The organism is Saccharopolyspora sp. NPDC049357 (genome assembly GCF_040677225.1).
Taxonomy (GTDB): domain Bacteria; phylum Actinomycetota; class Actinomycetes; order Mycobacteriales; family Pseudonocardiaceae; genus Saccharopolyspora.
This window is the reverse complement of the sequence record NZ_JBFAQJ010000005.1, coordinates 213,203-231,713: the sequence shown is the minus strand read 5'-3', so window position 1 is coordinate 231,713 and position 18,511 is coordinate 213,203. Positions and strand designations below refer to the sequence as shown.

The window sequence follows — 18,511 nt, the reverse complement described above, 5'->3', positions numbered from 1 at the left end:
TGTTGAGGATGTTGTGATGCGACAACGTCGCACCCTTCGGAAAACCCGTCGTCCCCGACGTGTACTGGATGTTGATCGCATCATCCGACGACAGCGCCGACTGCGCCGACCGGACGCGTTCCCGGTCGGCCGCGCGCCCCGAATCCAGCAACCGCTGCCAGCTCGGGTCGTCGAAGTACACGACCTCCTCCAAGGCCGCGCACCTGCCGCGCACCTCGTCCACGATGGCCACGTAGTCCGAGCTCTTGAACGACTTCGCCGACACCAGCATCCGGACCCCGGCCTGGTTGAGCACGAACTCCAGCTCGTGCGAGCGGTAAGCCGGGTTGATGTTGACCAGGATCGCGCCGATCCTCGCCGTCGCGTACTGGGTCAGGGTCCACTCGGCACGGTTGGGGCCCCAGATCCCGACCCGGTCGCCCTTGACGACGCCCGCTTCGAGCAGACCGGCCGCGACGACGTCGACCTCCGCGAGGAACTCCCGATAGGTCCAGCGACGACCCGTGGCGACCTCCACCAGCGCGTCCCGGTCGGGGAAGCGGGCGGCCGTGCGGTCCAGGTTCGTCCCGATCGTGTCACCCAGCAACGGCACGTCGGAAACACCGGACGCGTAGGACAGCTCGACCGCAGGCACGTTTTCCTCCCGGCAGGTGGCGTGTGTTCGTGACCGCACACGGTAGGGACCGGGATCGTGCCTGCGTTACACCCGAATTGGGGTAGACCCCGGCGTCACGGCAGCAGCCAGGCGGATCGCGCGCGCACGACGGCCTCGTGCCGGGTGCGCGCGCCCAGCCTGCGCATCGCCGCGCGCAGGTACGCCTTCACCGTCTCGGGCGCGAGCGAAAGCCGTTCCGCCACCTCGACGTTGGTGCAGCCGAGCGCCACCTGCGAGAGGACGTCGAGCTCCCGCCGGGACAGCCGGAGCTGCGGGGCCGGCTCGGTCTCGCCCGACCGCAGGTCGGTGAGGCGCTGCGCGACCTCGTACATCCGGGCCCGCAGGTTCCCGTCCTCCACCGAGCCGGCGATCGCGCACAGCTCGGAGTGCACCGACCGCAGCTCTTCGAGGTTGGCCACGTCGGCGACGTCGGGGCGCCGGGTGGCCGCGATCGCCTCGGCCATCGACATCCGCCGGTCGACCTCGTCGCGGACCGCCAGTTCAGCGGCCAGGCGTCGCCCGGCCGCGATCAGCGAGTCCCGCGCCCGGTCCCCGACGGCGACCCGCTGTCGGATCGCTCCGTAGAGCACGGCACGGCACTTCCCGCGCACCCGCACGGGGACCGCGAGCACCGCCGACAGCCGCTCGGCCATCACCGGGCCGTCGTAGTCGTGGGTGATGTGCCGGGCGGTTCCGTAGTCGACGACGCCGATGGGCCTGCCGAACGCCAACGCCTGGCCGCCGACTCCCCTGCCCTCGTGGACCTCCAGGTCGCGCAGGCGCGTGGTCAAGGTGCCGAAGCACTCGGTGAGCCGGACGCTGGAGCTGGTGACCTCGCCGCCGAAGGCGACCGGGAAGTCCGATTCCGCTGACACCGAGCGCAGTTCGGCGCGCAGCGCGTCGCGATCGTCCGGTCGCAGACGAGCTCCGCCGCTCGTCCGGTCATCTGGTCTCCGCGTCACGGCGCCGTTGCCGTCTCCGCTGCCGGCCATAGTGTCCGTCCTCCGTTGGCTGATCGACGCGTTCCGGTTCGCGCCGAAGACACCCACCCCGTAGTGGCACTGAGTTGAGCGACTATACCCGCCATTTGGCCGCTGAAACGATTCCCTCAGCGCACAACACGCCTGGCATGCCCCCTTACAGGTGCGTCCGTTCAGGTGATTGTTCGAGCACTTCGCGTAACGAAAGCATGACGCCGGTCACACCTCCGGGTCGCTGACCTCCGGTGATCCGGATCCGCCCGTTCCGCACTGTCCGTGACCTCCCGATCACCCCATCTCGGGGGTATTGGAACCGGAATCCGGTCCTGCAACATGACTCGCCAACCGACTCGCACCGACGAGTTCTCACCAGACGGAAAACCACCGCGACACCGAACTTCCCGAACCTCGCGACGCTTCCGAACTGACAAGCCCGTCGAAAGGTTGCCCCATGCGCTCCAGTCGCACGGACACCACCGCACCCGGCGCCACCACGCCCAGCAGGCGCCGCTTCCTCGGATATCTGCTGGCGGCGCCGACGCTGGTGGCCGCCGCCGAGCTCGGCGGCGGATCCCTCCTCGGCCCCGCCGCGGCCGCCGCGACCGGCGCGGGCGTGCCGCCGACCCCGCAGGTCGCCGACCACGTCGACCTCACCGACGGACTGGTCTACGCCGCACGCCCCACCGCGAACCTCATCTCCGTCCAGCTCAACGAGGACGGCTCCGCCACCTTCGCGCTCAACCGCACCGAGGTCGGTCAGGGCCTGAGCACGGCGATCGCGATGCTCATCGCCGAGGAGCTCGAGTTACCCCTGGAAAAGGTGCACATCACCCTGGCCGACGCCCGGCCCGAGCTGGTGTTCAACCAGCTCACCGGCGGTTCCGCCTCGATCAGCGCGCTGTACTGGCCGGTGCGCACCGCGGCCGCGATCGCCAAGGGCCGGCTGCTGGAGGCCGCCGGTCACGTCCTCGGGGAGCAGGCGGACCTGCTGACCGCCAAGCTCGGAACGATCACCTCGGCGACCGGCAACGCCATCCCCTACGGCGACCTCGTCCACAAGGCCGCCAGCGACACGACCACCGAGGTCGAGGTGGCCCTCAAGCCCGAGTCGGAGTTCCAGGTCGTGGGCAAGCCGACCAGGCGCATCGACGCGCTGGAGGCGGTGACCGGGCGCAAGAAGTTCACCACCGACCTCCAGGTCCCCGGCGCGATGCCGACGATGGTCTGCCGGCCGCCGACGATCAACGGCACCGTGCGCGGGGTGAACAACATCGACCAGGTGCGCACGATGCCGGGCGTCACCGACGTCGTGCAGATCAGCAGCGGTGTCGCGGTGCGCGGTGAGACCTTCGGGCAGTGCATCGACGCGGTCAACGCGCTGGACGTGTCGTGGGGACCGGGCCCGGTGGACGACGAGTCCGACGCGTCGGTCGAGCAGAAGCTCAAGGCCGCGACGCCACCCCCGGTGATCCCGCCGACGCCGGCGACCCAGACCTTGGAGCGCCAGTACACCTTCGGCTTCGTCAACGGCAGCGCGCTGGGCGTCAACTCCGCGATCGCCGACGTCCGGCCCGACCGGGCCGAGATCTGGTCCACCGTCAAGATCCCGATCGTCGCCCAGGCGGCCATCGCCGAAGAGCTCGGGCTCGCCCAGCCCCAGGTGACGGTGCACGTGGTGCCCGGTGGCGGTTCGTTCGGCCGCTGCCTGTTCCACGACGCCGCGTCCGAGGCGGCCGAGATCTCGAAGAAGCTCGGCAAGCCGGTCAAGCTCATGTGGCACCGCGCCGACGACTGCAGGCAGGGCCGCGTCCACCCGATGTCGGTGGGCACGATCCGGGCGTCGTTCACCAACGACGTGATCAGCCTGGAGCAGCACCTCGCCGGTGTGCGCACCGACTTCAGCCACGGCTTCGGCGAGGCGCTGACCTCGACGGCGACCCGGCTGCCGCTGGCCGGGTACTCGGTCTCGGAGGTCATCTTCACGCTGACCACGCCGTCGCTGTACAACTTCGGCGTCACCAAGACGTTGCTGACCGAGACGCACCAGAGCGCGGCCAACAACCAGAAGCGCGGCGGTTTCAACACCGGCAGCACGCGCAACGTGTACTCGCCGGACGTGGCGACCACGCGGGAGCTGTTCGTCGACGAGCTCGCCGAGAAGATGGGCATGAACCCGTACGACTTCCGGCGCAAGTACGTCAAGAACGAGAACCTGCTGAAGGTGCTGGACAAGGCCGCTGAAGTCGGCGGGTGGGGCCAGCCGACCCCGGACGGCGTCGGGCACGGGATCGCGCTGCACCACGAGTACAAGAACACGATGGCCTGCTTCGTGGAGATCGACTGCCGCCCGGAGACGGTCAACCGGCCGATCCGCAACGGTGTCACCGGGCCGCGGGTGACGCGGGGCGTGCTCGTCACGATCCCCGGGCACATCGTGGTCAATCCGCTCGGGCTCGAAGCCATGATGCAGGGCGGCTTCATCGACGGTCTCGCCCAGGCGCTGACCGCCAGCGTCCACCTCAACGAGGGCCGCATCGCCGAGGCCAGCTGGGACAACTTCTTCTACTGCCGGCAGTGGAACCTGCCGTTCGAGTTCACGCCGGTGATCCTGCCCGCCGAGGAGAGCGAGATGCCCTCCGGTGGCGGCGAGATGGGCGTCGCTCCCGCGTTCGCCGCCACCGCCTGCGCCTACCGCGCGGCCACCGGCACGACGCCGACGTACTTCCCGATCAACCACAACGATCCGCTCGCGTTCGAGCCCTACCCGCACGTCCCGCCGTTGCCGCCATCGCCGACCAACGGCCTGGACTACACCTACTGAGGAGGCGGAATGCCCGAGCACACCTTCAAGCTGAACGGCAAGCAGATCACCGTGGACGTCGAGGACGACGTGCGGCTGCTGTGGGTCATCCGCGACCTGCTCGGCGTCACGGGACCGAAGTACGGGTGCGGGATCAACGTCTGCAAGGCGTGCACCAGCCACATCAACGGCAAGGCGTTCAACCCCTGCGCGGTGCAGGTCAAGGACGTCGAAGCGTCCGATGAGATCACCACGATCGAGGGCCTGCCGGACACCGTCGGCGAGGAGCTGCACCCGATGCAGGAGGCGTGGCTCGACCACGACGTGGTGCAGTGCGGCTACTGCCAGCCCGGCCAGATCATGGCCGCGGTCGCCAAGGTGAAGCAGGCCCGCGCGAAGGGCCGGGAGATCACCGACGCCGACATCGAGGAGATCCGCAACGTGTGCCGCTGCGGCACCTACTTCCGGATCCGGGAGGCCATCAAGGACGGCTCCACGAGGATGTGACCCCATCGCGAAGGGCCGCCCCGCACCGCGTGCGAGGCGGCCCTTCGCGAGTGTCAGCCCTGCTCGGTGACGGGTTCCAGGCGGACGATGACGCCCTTGGACGTCGGCGTGTTGCTGACGTCGGCGACGCTGTCGAGCGGGACGAGCACGTTGGTCTCCGGGTAGTACGCGGCGGCCGATCCCCGCGCCGCCGGGTAGGCGACCACGCGGAAGTTCGGCGCGCGCCGCTCGACCCCGTCGTGCCACACGCTGACCAGGTCCACAGCGGAGCGGTCGGCGATTCCGAGCTCGTCGAGGTCGGCGGGGTTGACCATGACGACGCGGCGGGCGTCGTGGATGCCGCGGTAGCGGTCGTCGTTGGCGTACGGGATGGTGTTCCACTGGTCGTGCGAGCGCAGCGACTGCAGGACCAGGTACCCGTCGGGCGCCGAGAGCCACTCGAACTCGTTGGAGCTGAACACCGCCTTGCCGCTCGGCGTGCGGAAGACACCGCTGTTGACCGGGTTCGGCAGCGGGAACCCCGCCGGGTCGGCCACTCGCCGGTTGAAGTCCTCGAAGTCGGGCACGACGCGCGAGATCCGGTCGCGGATCGCGTCGTAGTTCGACTCGAACTCCTCCCACGGGATGGCCGGGTCCTCCCCCAGCGTCCGGCGGGCCAGCCGTGACAGGATCGCGACCTCGCTGAGCAGCGCCTCCGAGGCCGGTTCGAGGCGTCCGAAGGACGCGTGCACCATGCTCATCGAGTCCTCGACGGTGACGAACTGCTCCACGCCGTCCTGCACGTCCCGGTCGCTGCGCCCCAAGGTGGGCAGGATCAGGGCGGTTTCACCGCACACGGTGTGGGATCGGTTGAGCTTGGTGGAGATGTGCGCGGTCAGCCGGCACTGGCGCATCGCCTTCTCGGTCACCTCGCTGTCCGGCGAGGCGCGGACGAAGTTGCCCGCCACGCCGAGGAAGAACCGCGCGCGTCCGTCGAGCATGGCCCGGATGGAGTCCACCGAGTCCCAGCCGTGCTCCTTCGGCGGTGTGAAGCCGAATTCCGCTTCGAGGGAGTCCAGGAAGGACTGCGGGACGCGTTCCCAGATGCCCATGGTGCGGTCGCCCTGGACGTTGCTGTGCCCGCGCACCGGGCACGCACCGGCACCGGGTTTGCCGATGTTGCCGCGCAGCATCAGGAAGTTGACGACCTCGCGGATGGTGGCGACGCCGTGCTTCTGCTGCGTCAGACCCATGGCCCAGCAGGCGATGACGCTGTTGCTGGCAAGGACCCGGTCGCGCACCTGCTCGATCTCGGCGCGGGTGAGCCCGGTCGCGGCGTGCACCTCGTCCCAGGACAGCTCGCGCGCCTGGCGCGCGAACTCCTCGAAGCCCGTGGTGTGGGTGCGGATGAACTCCTGGTCCAGGACGGTGCCCGGGGCGGCGTCCTCGGCTTCGAGCAGCAGCAGGTTCAGCGCCTTGAACAGCGCGAGGTCGCCACCGGGGCGGATCTGCAGGAACTGGTCGGCGATCGGGGTTCCCCGGCCGAGCACGCCGCGGACCTTCTGCGGGTTCTTGAACCGCATCAGCCCGGCCTCGGGCAGCGGGTTGACCGCGACGACCTCGCCGCCGTTGTGCTTCGCGCGTTCCAGCGCGGTCAGCATCCGCGGGTGGTTGGTGCCCGGGTTCTGGCCGATGACGAAGATCAGGTCGGAGTGGTGCAGGTCGTCGAGGCTGACGGTGCCCTTGCCGACGCCGAGCGTCTCCTGCATGGCCGAGCCGCTCGACTCGTGGCACATGTTGCTGCAGTCCGGCAGGTTGTTGGTGCCGTAGGCCCGCGCGAACAGCTGGAGCAGGAACGCGGCTTCGTTGCTGACCCGGCCCGAGGTGTAGAACAGCGCCTCGTTCGGCGAGTCGAGCGAGCGCAGTTCCGCCGCGAGCAGGTCGAGGGCGTCGTCCCAGCTGATCGGCTCGTAGAAGTCCGAGTCGGAGCGCTTGACCACGGGTTCGGTCAGGCGTCCCTGCTGGTTGAGCCAGTAGTCGGACTTCTCGTCGAGCTCGGAGACCGAGTACCGCTGGAAGAACTCGCGGGTGACGCGGTGGGAGGTCGCCTCGTCGTTGACGTGCTTGGCGCCGTTCTCGCAGTACTCGTTCCTCGGCCGGTGCTTCGGGTCCGGGTCGGGCCACGCGCAGCCGGGGCAGTCGATTCCCTTGCCCTGGTTGAGGTTCAGCAGCGTCAGCGCGGTCCGCCGCGGCGAGGTCTGGCTGAGCGAGTACTGCAACGCGTGCGCGACGGCGGGAGCGCCGGTCGCCCACGTCTTCGGCGGAGTGACCTTCAGGTCGTCGATCGGGTCGTCCATCCCACTCATGCTGTGGCCATTCCCCTGTTCATGCTTCGCGCGCCGATGCGCCGCAGAATCGCGGTGAAAGCCAGCCTTGGCCGCTCACGAGGTGAAGTCAAAGAACCCGCGCGTATGGGTTGATAAACAGCGGTTTCCAACACCGGCGATCAGCACTTCCACCAGCGCGAAATCGCAGGTGGGAGGCCCTGTGGAGCTTTCGCGCGCGGAACCGGAACCCGCATCGGATGTGCCTGGGATCACTCCCGTTCAAAAGGCGCGGCGATTGCTCCGCGAACAATGGGGACATCCGCGTTCGGGGAATTCGATTCGCCCCGGGATCGAGGCGGTGTTGAGTTCCGCGGGCCCCGTTTCCTCCGGGGCCCGCGGAGCGTTTCGGGCTCACCCCGAGAGGGTGCTCGCGATGCCGGCGCAGAGCTCGTAGGTGGCCCAGAGCCCGACCCCGCCGATGAGGGCCAGGATCGTGGTCTCCCACCACTTGTTGGCGTAGCCGTCGCCCATCAGGGAGCGCTTCGAGGTCATCACGATCAGACCCACGATGATCATGGGCACGGTCAGCACGTTCACCGAGTTGCCGAGCAAGGTGATGATCACCATGCCGGGCATTCCCGGCAGCGAGAACACGATCGGCACCACCATGATCACGGTGAGGATGATCCAGAACAGCGGGTCGAAGGTGAACGCCTCCTTGTCCGCCACCCCGGCCATGTCGCGGTGGGCGCGCAGTCGTGCCAGCCGCTCGGGACGGGACTTGTGCAGCGACTCCACGAACATCCGCACGAACACGCGAGGCTGGGTGACGATGTTGTTGAACACCGTGAAGAAGATCGCCAACCACATGATCGGTGGCCCGGCCGGGCCGATGGCCTTCTCCATCATGCTCGCCAGACCATCCGCCGAGGACACGTTGTCGCCGGTGCCGTGCAGGGTTTCGGCCGCGACCACCCAGACCGCCAGGATCAGGGCGAACATCACCAGGCTTCCGAAGCGCAGGTCCAGCCGCTGCAGCTTGAGGAAGCGAGGCCCGTGCCAGCCCTTCTCGTGCATCAGGTACGGGTAGAGCAGGTTGGCCGCCGAACCGCCGACGGCGCCGATGAGGCCGACCGCGGTGCTCGCCGCGGTGATGTAGCCGGCTCCACCCGAGGGCATCTCGAACAGCAGCCCGCCGAGCAACTTCGGCACATCCACGCCCGTGCCGGTCAGCGCCCACAGGAAGCAGACCACGAGCACGGCCATGTTGAGCTGCGAGATGATCTCGAGCCCGCGGAAGTGACCCTTGCGCAGCGACGCCAGCACGTAGGCCACGACGGTGGTGAACACCGCCCACAGCGGGATGCCCCAGCTGCCCAGCGGCAGGACCGGCCGGAACAGCGCGTCGAGCGCGGTCGCGGCGGCCAGCGTCAGGAAGGAGACGTAGACGAAGCCGAGCACGCAGGTGGTCGCCCCGATGAACATCGGGAAGCCCTTCCACACCCTGCCGTAGCCGTCCAAGATGGTCTCGTCGCCCACCGCGTTGCACAGCTGGTACTTCGACATCGCCGAGACGATGAAGTACCGGGAGAAGGTGGCGACCACCAGAGTCCAGATCAGCGCGTAGCCGAAAGTGGACCCGGAGACCGAGGCGCTGATGAAATCGCCGGTCCCCAACCAGGACATCACCACCACGATGCCGGGCCCCATGTTTCGCAGGAAGCCCGACCAGGTCTCGGGTGGGGCGGCTTGGGTCACCGCCGGGGATTTCGCGTTGAGTTCACTAGCCATGGCTGCTCCATTGCGAGGCCGAGGTTCAGCCGCCGAACCAGGTGGGCGACACGCGAACGTGCTTGATGGCCCGGCGGAAGTAGGTGAAGGCGACGTGCAGGTCGCCGTTGTCGGTCTGGGTGATCGAGGGGTAGGACAGCTCGCGGTTGAGGCCGTCGCGGGAGTTGTTGGTCAGGCAGTAGCCGTCGCCGACCTCCACGTCGCGGCGCACCGGCCAGCTGCGGCCGCCGTCGGCGGAGAGGGCCACGGTCAGCGGTGCCCTAGGGGCGCCCCAGAACGCGGTTCCGGGCGGTCCGTCCTGCACCGCGGCCGGGTCGGTGATCGAGTCGCCCTCGATCTCGTCGTAGAGGGAGGCGCGGCGCTCGGTGGCGTCGGCGGCGCTGCTGTGGTTGTAAGCCAGCGCGAGGCGCCCATCGTGCAGCGCGGTGACCTGGATCGACGAGTTGTTGTTGGGCAGCTCGGTCGGTTCCGGTTCGCTCCACGCGATCCCGTCGGTCGAACGGCTGGCGAAGATGGCGTCGGCCTGACGGCGTCGGAACAGCGCGAGCAGGCCTCCCTCGGCCAGCGGCACCACGTTCATGTGCACGCACCCGGTGCTGCCGGGGACCTCGTGGTGCGACCAGGTGGCGCCCTGGTCGTCGGAGACCAGCACCGCGCTGGTGTCCTCGTCGCCGCGCCACCGGCCGGTCTCCGGGCGCACGCAGTGGAAGACCGGAAGCAGCCAGCGGCCGGAACCCAGTACCACGACGGGTTGCCGGACGAACACACCACCGGTGTCCGAAGCGGGGATGAGGGTGCGCGGCGGGCTCCAGCTGCGTCCGTCGTCGCCGGAGACGACGAGGCGCACCTCGGCGGTGTCCTGGTTCCCGGAGTGCTGCGCGGTGTACAGCAACCAGAGATCGCCACCGGGCGTGGGGAAGAGGACGGGATTCTGCTCGGAGCGTTCGGGGTCGGCCGAGACCTGGACCGGTTCGCTCCAGCGTCCCGCAGGATCGAGGCGGGCGAACCAGACGTTGATGTCCGAGAGCCCTTCCTGCGTCCCGGCGAACCAGGCGCAGCCGAGCTCTCCGCCGGCCAGCGGCATGAGGTTGGCGGCGTGCGATTGCGCGGTGCCCGCGCTCAGGTGGGTTTCGGCCCGGTGGGGCTCGATTTCGCGGAGCACGCCGTCACTGATCAGGTCGGTCATGACTTGGCCGCCTCCAAGTGCTCGCCCGCTGCCCGCTCCAGGTGCACCAGATCGCAGGCGACGCTGGCGAAGGTGTAGCCCTGCTCCAGCCTGCGCGCGGCGGTGGCGCCGTCGGGCGTGTGGATGCCCGCCGCGATTCCCGCTTCGGCCGCCGCTTCCTGGACGTCGGCCACCGCCTGTTCGAACTCCTCGGCCACCGCGGGGTCGCCCGGGAACGCTCCGCCGACGGCCAGGCACAGGTCCGACGGACCGACGTAGACGCCGTCGATGCCCTCGGTCGCGCAGATCTCGCGGACGTTGGCCAGGCCCTGCGGGGTCTCGATCATCGCCAGCAGCACGACGCTCTCGTCAGCGGCGGCCGGGCGTGGTCCGATCCGCAGTCCCGAGCGCATCGGCCCGTAGGAACGTCGTCCGCGCGGCGGGTAGCGCGTGGCCGCCACGGCCGCGCGGGCGTCCTCGGCCGAGTCGACCAGCGGGACGATGACCCCACCCGAACCTGCGTCGAGGGCGTGCCCGATGGCAGCGGGTTCGTTGGCCTCCACCCGGGTCAGGCCGACGGAGCCGCCGCCGGCGTCGATGGCCATCATGGCGTTGAGCAGACCCGAGTAGCCGAGCAGGCCGTGCTGGGCGTCGACCGCGACGTAGTCGTAGCCGAGCCGAGCGATGCGCTCGGTGCCGATCGGGTTGTCGAGCACCACCCAGTAGCCGACGACCCTCTCGCGGGCGCGCAGCTTGCGCGCGAATTCCGCTGCGGACACGGAATCTCCTTTCGTTTGCAAGGTTTTCAGCGGTTGTAGGCGGGCATCGGACCGCGCAGGAACGCCCCGACGGAGTCGCACGCCTCGACCACGTCCGAGGGGAGCGGCCCGGCGCCCAGCGCCGCGATGTTGGCTTCGAGCTGTTCGGTCTTGGAACCGCCGAGCAGCACGGCCGAGGTGGCCGATTTGCTGAGCACCCAGCGCAGCGAGAGCTCCACCAGCGGGATCCCGGCGTTCTCGGCGACGCTGTCGAGGCGTTCGATCGCGTCGAAGAGCCGCTCGTCCCAGTAGCGCTTCCGGTACATCTCGGCGAGTCGCGAGTCGGCGAAGCGTCCCGAGGACGGATCGCGCTCGAAGCTGTGCCTGCCGGTGAGCAGCCCTCCGGCCAGCGGGTTGTAGACCACGGTCAGCAGACCTGCCGTGTGGGCGAACTCGACGTACTCGTCCTCGACGCGACGGGCCAGCAGGTTGTACAGCTGCTGGGCGACGACCGGCCGCGGTGCGCCGACCTCGTCAGCGACGTGGTTGAGCTCGGAGATCTGCCAGGCGGCGAAGTTGGAGACGCCGAGGGCACCGATCTTGCCCTCGGCGACCAGGCTCGCGATCGTGGTGAGCGTGTCGGCGAGCGAGGCCGCGCGGTCCGGTTGGTGCAGGTAGAACAGGTCGATTCGCTCCGCGCCGAGCCGGGAGAGGCTCCCGTCGACGCTGGCTCGCAGGCCCTCGGGCGACAGCGGCGAGTGGTCGCCCGCGTCCGGGTGCGGCATGCCCGCCTTGGTCGCCAGCGAGATGCGGTCGCGGCGGGCGGGCAGGAGCTCGCCGAGGATCCGCTCGGTCTCGCCGCCCGCGTATCCGTTGGCCGTGTCCACCGCGGTGATGCCGGCGTCGAGCGCGGTGTCGAGCATCTTGGCCGCTCCGGCGGCATCGACGGTGTCGCCGAAGGTCATCGTCCCGAGCACGAGGGACGACATGGGCACCTCAACGCCGGGCACCTCCAAACGCGAAATGGTCATGCGGGGACTCCTCGGGGGAAATGCGGCGGCCACCCGGCCTCGTTGCGTGGATCACCATCGCAGGACTGCGCGTTTCGCGCAATAGCGATGGCGCGAAACGCGCAATTCCGCTAGCGTGGCCGTGACATCGCACGACCGACCCCGGTCGAGCGGCAGGGACCGCGCCGCACTACGACGAGGAGCCGGAATTGCTGGAGAACGGACTTCTCGCGCTGGCCGACGACTTGTCCGGAGCAGTCGAGGCGGCTGCGTGCCTGCGACCCCTCGGGCAGTCCACGACGGTCGAACTCGCGCGGAAGGGTTCCGCTCCAATTGCGCACAACGCGCAATCCGTGGTCGTGAAGGACCTCGACATCCGGGAGCTCCCCGCCGCCGAGGCGGGCCGGATCGCCTCCGCGGCCCTGCGCGATTCGGGCGACCGCGGCGTCTTCGTCAAGATCGATTCGCAGCTTCGCGGCAACGTCGCCGCACTGCTGAGCGCCGCCGCGGATCGACCGCTGGTCGTCGCACCCGCGCTGCCCGCGCTGCACCGGACCGTGGTGGGCGGTGTCGCGCACCTGCGCGGCGTCCCGCTGCACCACTCGGCCGCCTGGCAGGTCGAGGCCACGTCCCCGCCGCGCAACATCGCCGAGACCCTCGTGCCGCTCCCCTGCCGCACCATCCCGCTGGAGACCGTCCGCTCGGCATCGCTCCCCGCCGCTCTGGCCGAATGCATCGCCGCCGGTGCGGTTCCGATCTGCGACGGTGAGGTGGACGCCGACCTCGACGCCGTGGTGGCCGCGGCTCCGGACGGGGCTCGACTGGCCGGTTCAGGCGGCCTGGCCGCGGCCCTGGGGCGCACCGCGCCGGCACCTGCCGACGAAACTCCCCTCGCGCCAACGGGAAACCCGCTGCTCCTGGTGGCCGGGACGGCGTCGCCCGAGGCCGCGGAGCAGTTGCGCGTCGCCGAGCTGCGCGGAACGCGCATCGTGGCCTGCAGCACCGCCGACCTCGTCGGTCCCGACACCGACGAGTCCGTCCTCTCCCGCGCACTCGCCGCACTCGAACGCGGACCTACCGCCCTGCGCATCGACCCGTCCGAGCCGGTCGCACCCGGGCAGTCCCGAAACCTGGTGCGGGGTCTGGCATCCACGGCCGCGCGCGTCGTCGAACGCCTCCCCGGCCCGGTCGACGTCGTGCTCACCGGTGGTGAAACCGCGCGGCTGGTGCTCGACGCGCTCGGCGTGCGCGCGCTGACCCCGGTCGGCCAGATCCACCACGGTGCCGTGCACAGCCGCACGCCCTCCGGTACGTCCGTGGTGACGCGCCCCGGCAGCTTCGGTGAGAGCGACAGCCTCGCAAGGATCGTCGAACACCTCCGTCCCGCTGGAATCGAAAGGTTGACGAAGTGAACAGTGCCTCCACCACCCCCGTGATCGCCGTGACGATGGGCGACGGCGCCGGTGTCGGACCCGAGGTCACCGTCGGGGCGCTCCTCGACGAGGCCACCACCGGCCGGTGCCGCCCCGTCGTCATCGGCGACGCCGAGCGGCTGCGGAAGGCCGCCGGCATCCTCGGTGTCGACGCCGAGGTGGTCGCGGTCGACTCCGTCGACGACGCGGTCTTCACCCCGGGCCGGATCAACGTCATCGACCTCGGTCTGCTGCCCGCCGATCTCCCGTGGGGCGCGGTGTCCCCGGTCGCCGGTGACGCCGCCTACCACTACGTCCGCGTGGCCAGCGGGCTGGCGACGAGCGGTGCGGCGCAGGCCATCTGCACCGCACCGCTGAACAAGGAGGCGCTGCACGCCGCCGGGCACGTCTTCCCGGGCCACACCGAGCTGCTCGCGCACCTGACCGGCACCGACGAGGTGTCGATGATGCTGGCGACCCCGGCGATGAAGGTCATCCACGTGACCACCCACATCGGACTGATCGACGCCGTCGCCGCGATCGAGCCCGGCATCGTCGAGCGCACCGTGCGCCGCGGTGATCGGACGCTGCGCGACTCGGGCGTCGAGTCCCCGCGCATCGGCGTCTGCGGCATCAACCCGCACGCCGGCGAGAACGGCCTGTTCGGCTACGGCGAGGAGGACGAGAAGATCGTCCCCGCGCTGGAGAAGCTGCGCGCCGACGGCATCGACGCCCAGGGCCCGCTGCCCGCCGACACCGCGTTCTTCCTGGCCACGCGCGGCGAGTACGACCTCATCGTCGCGATGTACCACGACCAGGGCCACGGCCCGGTGAAGGTGCTCGGCATCGAGACCGGGGTGAACATCACCGTCGGCCTGCCCGTCATCCGAACCTCGGTCGACCACGGCACGGCCTTCGACATCGCGGGCACCGGCAAGGCGGGCACCGAGAGCATGGTCGAAGCCATCCGCCAGGCCGCGAACCTGTGCGCGTGAGCTGAACGGGAGGCGAAGCGATGCCCAGTGGTGCGCAGGAGCGCCGGGCCGCGATCCTGCGGCTGGCCGGTTCCTCCGGATTGACCAGCGTCGACGAGCTGTCGAGCACGTTCGGGGTGACGACCTCGACGATCCGGCGCGACCTGGCGCAGCTGCAGGCCGCAGGCCGACTGGCCCGGACCTACGGCGGCGCGATGCCGCTGGCGCACGAAGCGCCGCTGCGGCAGCGCAACGGCGAGGCGACCGAGGCGAAGCAGGCCATCGCCCGCTGGGCCGCCGACCAGGTGCGGCCCGGCGAAACCGTGCTGCTCGATTCCGGCAGCACGACCACGGCTCTCGCCCGCGAGCTGTCGCACCGCAGCGACCTCACCGTCGTCACCACGGGGATCACGGTGCTCCACGAGCTCGCCCACGCGGATCTCCAGGTCGAATGCCTGGGCGGGGCGTTGCGGCAGCTCAGCCAGGGGCTCGTCGGCCCGCTGACCGAGGCCGCCCTGGAACGCCGGACGTTCGACCGCGCGTTCCTGGGCGCCGACGGCGTCACCGCCGAGCACGGCATCTGCGAGGCGGATCTGGAGCAGACCCGCCTCAAGGAGCTCATCGCGCAGCGAGCCGACCACGTCTACGTCCTGGTGCACGCCGACAAGCTCGGCCAGCGACCCTTCCGGGCGCACACCCGGTTGAGCCCGCACTGGAGCCTCGTCACCGACGACTCGGCCGACCCGGCGACCACCGCCCACTTCCGCGCCCGGGGCCACGACGTGGTCGTCGCCGGAATCAGCTCGCCTTCGGGGTGAGCACCACCGGGAGGGTGCGCGGGGCGTGGACGTGGACGCTGCGGCGGTAGGTGAGGTCGGACGGGTCGGCGACGACGCGCAGGTTCGGGTGGCGGCGGAACAGGGCTTCCAGGGCGACTTCGCCTTCCAGGCGCACCAGGGCCGCGCCGAGGCAGCGGTGGATGCCGTGCCCGAAGGCGAGGTGGCCGCTGGTGTCGCGGTCGGGGTCCAAGGTGTCCGGATCCGGGTAGCGGTCCGGGTCGCGGTTGGCCGCGCCGGTGGAGAGGGTCACCGAGTCTCCTCTGGCGATCTTCACGCCGCCGATCTCCACGTCTTCGGTGGCGAAGCGCAGCGAGGCGTTGAGCGCCGGTGACAGCCAGCGCAGCAGTTCCTCGACCAGCGAGGGCACCTTCGCGGGGTCGGCGAGGCGGGCGCGGGCGGAGTCGTCGTCGACCAGCGCCCGGACGCTGTTGGTGATGAACACCGCGGTGGTCTCGTGGCCCGCCATCAGCAGCAGCATGGCCATCGCGACGATCTCCAGGTCGGAGAGCCGGTCGCCCTCGTCGGAGGCGGAGATCAGCGCGGACAGCAGGGCGTCGTCGGGCGCGGCCCGCTTGGCGGCGACCAGCCCTTCCAGGTAGGTGGCCATCTGCGCGGAGGCTCGGGCGAGCTCTTCGTCCGGGCACTCGTCGATGAGCACCGTGGACAGCCGGGCGAACTCGTCGCGGTCGATCTCCGGGACGCCGAGGAGTTCGCTGATCACCACCATCGGCAGCACGATCGCGAAGCGGGCCACCAGGTCGACGGGCTCGTCCTGCGGCAGTTCCGCCAGCAGTTCCTCTGCGAGGGATTCGACGCGGGGACGCAGGGTGGCGATGCGGCGGGCGGTGAACGCCTGGGTGACCAGGCTGCGCAACCGGGTGTGCTCCGGCGGGTCGAGCGAGGTCAGCATGTGCGACATCGGGGCGGGAAGTCCGGGCGGGGCGGAGGCGCGCTCCTCGGCGGGCAGGCTGGAACGCCAGTCCTTGGCCAGGCGTTCGTCGGTGAGCCCCGCCTTCACCTCCTCGTAGCGGGTGACCAGCCAGCTGCGCCCGCCCTCGAAGTCGACCTCCTGGACGGGGCAGGTCCGGCGCGCTTCGGCGAAGGCCGCGTGCGGGTCCTGCCAGTAGTGCTCGGTGAAGGAATCCTTCTGCATCGCACCGGTCATCGGGTTCTCCATTCCGTGAAGTGCCGCGGTCAGCGCAGGGCGTTGCGGTAGCGGCCGAGCGCGCGCAGCGCCATGCCCTGCGCCAGCGCCGGGTTGCTGTAGCGGCTGACGTGGCGGACGTACTCGTTGACGCTCTCCGAAGGCCACCCACCGCCGGGTTCGCGCTGGTGGAGCAGCCAGTTCAGCCCGTCGCGCACCGAGTCCGGGGAGGCGCCGGCGGCGAGCAGCCCCGAGATAGCCCACCCGGTCTCCTCGACGGTGGCGGGCGCGCCGTGCCCGTCGCCCCACGAGCCGTCGGGGTTGCGGGCCTGCTCCAGCCAGGTCTTCGCGCGCCGCGCCGGTTCCTCATGGGCGCGTCCGGCCTTGGAGAAGGTTTCGAGCACGGCGGCGGTGGCCATCGTGTGGTGGCGGTACCAGACGGATTCGAAGGAGCCGTCCGGCAGCTGGACCTTGGCGAGCCAGTTCAGGGCGCGCCGAACCCTGCTGTCGTCGGCCGGGATCCCGGAGTCGAGCAGCGCGTCGACGGCCTGCGCGGTGGTCATCGGGCACGGTCCGCTGTTGGCGACCTTGGTGTTGCGCACGCACAAACCCCACGAGCCGCGCGAGTCCTGCAGGCGGGTCAGCCAGTCCACTCCCAGCTCGACGGACCTCGCCTGCGCGTCGCCGGGCATCCGGCACAGCACGGACAGGATCTCGCTGGTCTCCAACGTCGACGGCCAGCCCGCGGTCCCGGCCCAGCCCCAGTAGCCCGGCGGGCAGCCGAAGGCGAGGAACGGCCGGTGCTGCTGCAACCGCACGAACAGCTCGGTGGACGCCGCCAGCCTGGGGTCGTCGGCGTAGCCGGCCTCGGCGAGCCCGCGCGCGGCGTACATGGTCCACGCAGCGTCGAGCGGGCCGGTCTGCCACCAGCCGTCGGGGTCCATGGTCTTGCGGAACCACTTCACCGCGGCGTCGACGAGATCCGGCGCCAGCTCCGCGCGGGCCAGGCCGGTGCACACCAGTCCGGTGACCCACGCGTTCTCGCACCAGGCCCCGGTCGAGCCCTCGTGCTCGTGCACCTGCCGGATCGCCTTGAGCGCGTTGGCCTCTCCCAGCCTGGCCAGCAGGCGGTGGAAGCGGTTCAGCGGCTTGTGCCTGGCCTGGGCCAGCCCGAGCGCGAACGCCATCGGGATCCGCAGGTCGAACAGCCTGCGGTACAGGCTCGGAACGAGCGCCACTTCCAGCGGGAACCGGCGCATCTCCTCGTGCGACAGCCAGCCGACGAAGCCGTAGTACTGCCGGCACCAGGACACCACCTCGGGGTGCGGAATCGCGTCCAGGCCACCGAAGTCCGCCATCCACCGCTGACCGGAGCGCACAGCCTCGGCGCTGCCCCCCGGGTCGACCAGGTGCAGCACCGCCGAGCTCACCGCCGTCGGGCCGGCTTCGCTGTCCAGGCCCGGCACCATGGCCCAGCCGCCGTCGGCGTTCTGGGTGCGCCGCAGCCATCCGGCGCCGGCCTCGATCAGATCGGCACTGCCCCGCGGGTCGGCGTGGTGCAGCGCGGACAGCCCGCCGACCGTGCCCAGCGTGGAGGTCAGGTTGTCCTCGCAGTAGTCGAACACGCCGTCGGCGCGCTGGGCCAGGAACAACGCCTCCGCGCCCTCGCTGATCGCCTGGTCGAGGGCGTCCGGCTCGGGCTGCACCGTCGTCATGCGGTTTCCTCCAGTCCGGCCGTGCGCGAACCGGGCACGGCCTCCTCCTCAAGGATGTCGCCGAATTCGCGGCTGCGGATCGACCGATGAGATTCGTTGCCCGCTGGCCCGTTTCGGCTGGCCGGACTCTACGCGAGCACATCGGGTTTCGACCACATCCGCAGAGGTTTCGCGTTGATTTCCACGGGGTTCCGGCAAATTCCCGAATAGCCGGTAAATTCTCGTCTCGTCCACAGTGAACCGTTCGGACGTCTGCGGACGTGATCTGCGGATTTACCGGTATTCCGTTGAATTGACCCGTCATCAGCCTTTTCTCAGCGGGAATTCGTTGACAGCGCGGGGATGAGGAATGAAGATCGTCCTCGTCAGGCCATCGGAGAGAAGGACGCACTTGGACCCGCTGGTCCATTCCGCCTGATTCCGGTCTTCCACGTTCCGCGTCGAGCCTGCGCGCT

At 70.1% G+C, this 18,511-nt stretch carries 14 protein-coding genes; 5 read left to right on the top strand and 9 right to left on the bottom strand.

What is annotated here, in order from left to right:
* Window positions 1-634 (bottom strand): AMP-binding protein (locus AB0J91_RS06875; RefSeq protein ID WP_363864912.1); only part of this gene is annotated, 634 nt, incomplete at its 3' end.
* 95 nt (window positions 635-729) lie between these two features.
* Window positions 730-1,647: a LuxR C-terminal-related transcriptional regulator gene (locus tag AB0J91_RS06870; RefSeq protein ID WP_363864910.1), complete on the bottom strand. Its 918-nt coding sequence runs from the start codon at window positions 1,645-1,647 to the stop codon at window positions 730-732.
* Window positions 1,648-2,086: 439 nt separating this feature from the next.
* Between AB0J91_RS06870 and AB0J91_RS06865 the strand changes: the two genes are divergently transcribed.
* Window positions 2,087-4,456 carry a molybdopterin cofactor-binding domain-containing protein gene (locus AB0J91_RS06865; protein WP_363864908.1) on the top strand — a complete coding sequence of 790 codons (2,370 nt, stop codon included), beginning with the start codon at window positions 2,087-2,089 and terminating at the stop codon, window positions 4,454-4,456.
* Window positions 4,457-4,465: 9 nt separating this feature from the next.
* Window positions 4,466-4,942, top strand: a complete 477-nt coding sequence (locus tag AB0J91_RS06860) for a (2Fe-2S)-binding protein (RefSeq protein ID WP_363864906.1) — start codon at window positions 4,466-4,468, stop codon at window positions 4,940-4,942.
* 53 nt (window positions 4,943-4,995) lie between these two features.
* On the opposite strand, the gene AB0J91_RS06855 is transcribed toward AB0J91_RS06860, so the two are convergent.
* The 5 genes from AB0J91_RS06855 to AB0J91_RS06835 all read right to left on the bottom strand — a co-directional run bounded on the left by AB0J91_RS06855 (window position 4,996) and on the right by AB0J91_RS06835 (window position 11,993).
* On the bottom strand, window positions 4,996-7,287 hold the full coding sequence (locus tag AB0J91_RS06855) for an FdhF/YdeP family oxidoreductase (protein WP_363864904.1): 2,292 nt from the start codon (window positions 7,285-7,287) through the stop codon (window positions 4,996-4,998).
* A 372-nt stretch (window positions 7,288-7,659) separates the two neighbouring features.
* The gene (locus AB0J91_RS06850) at window positions 7,660-9,039 is read right to left on the bottom strand and encodes an Nramp family divalent metal transporter (RefSeq protein WP_363864902.1); all 1,380 of its coding nucleotides are present in this window, start codon (window positions 9,037-9,039) and stop codon (window positions 7,660-7,662) included.
* A gap of 25 nt (window positions 9,040-9,064) precedes the next feature.
* Window positions 9,065-10,225 carry an exo-alpha-sialidase gene (locus AB0J91_RS06845; protein WP_363864901.1) on the bottom strand — a complete coding sequence of 387 codons (1,161 nt, stop codon included), beginning with the start codon at window positions 10,223-10,225 and terminating at the stop codon, window positions 9,065-9,067.
* Window positions 10,222-10,983, bottom strand: a complete 762-nt coding sequence (locus AB0J91_RS06840; protein ID WP_363864899.1) for an aldolase/citrate lyase family protein — start codon at window positions 10,981-10,983, stop codon at window positions 10,222-10,224. The genes AB0J91_RS06845 and AB0J91_RS06840 overlap by 4 nt, the downstream gene beginning before the upstream one ends.
* 26 nt (window positions 10,984-11,009) lie before the next feature.
* Complete coding sequence (locus AB0J91_RS06835; protein ID WP_363864898.1) at window positions 11,010-11,993, bottom strand: aldo/keto reductase; 984 nt, start codon at window positions 11,991-11,993, stop codon at window positions 11,010-11,012.
* A 188-nt stretch (window positions 11,994-12,181) separates the two neighbouring features.
* Between AB0J91_RS06835 and AB0J91_RS06830 the strand changes: the two genes are divergently transcribed.
* The 3 genes from AB0J91_RS06830 to AB0J91_RS06820 are packed head-to-tail and all read left to right on the top strand — an operon-like array spanning window position 12,182 to window position 15,176.
* Complete coding sequence (locus tag AB0J91_RS06830; RefSeq protein ID WP_363864896.1) at window positions 12,182-13,384, top strand: four-carbon acid sugar kinase family protein; 1,203 nt, start codon at window positions 12,182-12,184, stop codon at window positions 13,382-13,384.
* Entirely contained in the window at window positions 13,381-14,379 is a 999-nt protein-coding gene (gene pdxA / locus AB0J91_RS06825) for a 4-hydroxythreonine-4-phosphate dehydrogenase PdxA (RefSeq protein ID WP_363864894.1), read from the top strand. Before AB0J91_RS06830 ends, pdxA begins: the two co-directional genes overlap by 4 nt.
* Window positions 14,380-14,399: 20 nt before the next feature.
* Complete coding sequence (locus AB0J91_RS06820) at window positions 14,400-15,176, top strand: DeoR/GlpR family DNA-binding transcription regulator (protein ID WP_363864892.1); 777 nt, start codon at window positions 14,400-14,402, stop codon at window positions 15,174-15,176.
* Here AB0J91_RS06820 and AB0J91_RS06815 read toward each other — a convergent pair.
* Together AB0J91_RS06815 and AB0J91_RS06810 are read right to left on the bottom strand one after the other, a co-directional pair.
* Window positions 15,157-16,362 (bottom strand): cytochrome P450, encoded by a 1,206-nt coding sequence (locus tag AB0J91_RS06815; protein ID WP_363864890.1) that lies wholly within the window; start codon window positions 16,360-16,362, stop codon window positions 15,157-15,159. The genes AB0J91_RS06820 and AB0J91_RS06815 overlap by 20 nt on opposite strands.
* Window positions 16,363-16,391: 29 nt before the next feature.
* The gene (locus tag AB0J91_RS06810) at window positions 16,392-18,056 is read right to left on the bottom strand and encodes a prenyltransferase/squalene oxidase repeat-containing protein (protein ID WP_363864888.1); all 1,665 of its coding nucleotides are present in this window, start codon (window positions 18,054-18,056) and stop codon (window positions 16,392-16,394) included.
* Between the last annotated feature and the right edge of the window lie 455 nt (window positions 18,057-18,511).

Bases quoted from the DNA above. Each gene is read 5' to 3' on its own strand.
- AB0J91_RS06815 (WP_363864890.1), bottom strand. From the start codon at position 16,362: ATGACCGGTGCGATGCAGAAGGATTCCTTCACCGAGCACTACTGGCAG.
- AB0J91_RS06845 (WP_363864901.1), bottom strand. From the start codon at position 10,225: ATGACCGACCTGATCAGTGACGGCGTGCTCCGCGAAATCGAGCCCCAC.
- AB0J91_RS06865 (WP_363864908.1), top strand. From the start codon at position 2,087: ATGCGCTCCAGTCGCACGGACACCACCGCACCCGGCGCCACCACGCCC.
- AB0J91_RS06860 (WP_363864906.1), top strand. From the start codon at position 4,466: ATGCCCGAGCACACCTTCAAGCTGAACGGCAAGCAGATCACCGTGGAC.
- AB0J91_RS06850 (WP_363864902.1), bottom strand. From the start codon at position 9,039: ATGGCTAGTGAACTCAACGCGAAATCCCCGGCGGTGACCCAAGCCGCC.
- AB0J91_RS06835 (WP_363864898.1), bottom strand. From the start codon at position 11,993: ATGACCATTTCGCGTTTGGAGGTGCCCGGCGTTGAGGTGCCCATGTCG.
- AB0J91_RS06810 (WP_363864888.1), bottom strand. From the start codon at position 18,056: ATGACGACGGTGCAGCCCGAGCCGGACGCCCTCGACCAGGCGATCAGC.
- AB0J91_RS06870 (WP_363864910.1), bottom strand. From the start codon at position 1,647: ATGGCCGGCAGCGGAGACGGCAACGGCGCCGTGACGCGGAGACCAGAT.
- AB0J91_RS06820 (WP_363864892.1), top strand. From the start codon at position 14,400: ATGCCCAGTGGTGCGCAGGAGCGCCGGGCCGCGATCCTGCGGCTGGCC.
- AB0J91_RS06855 (WP_363864904.1), bottom strand. From the start codon at position 7,287: ATGAGTGGGATGGACGACCCGATCGACGACCTGAAGGTCACTCCGCCG.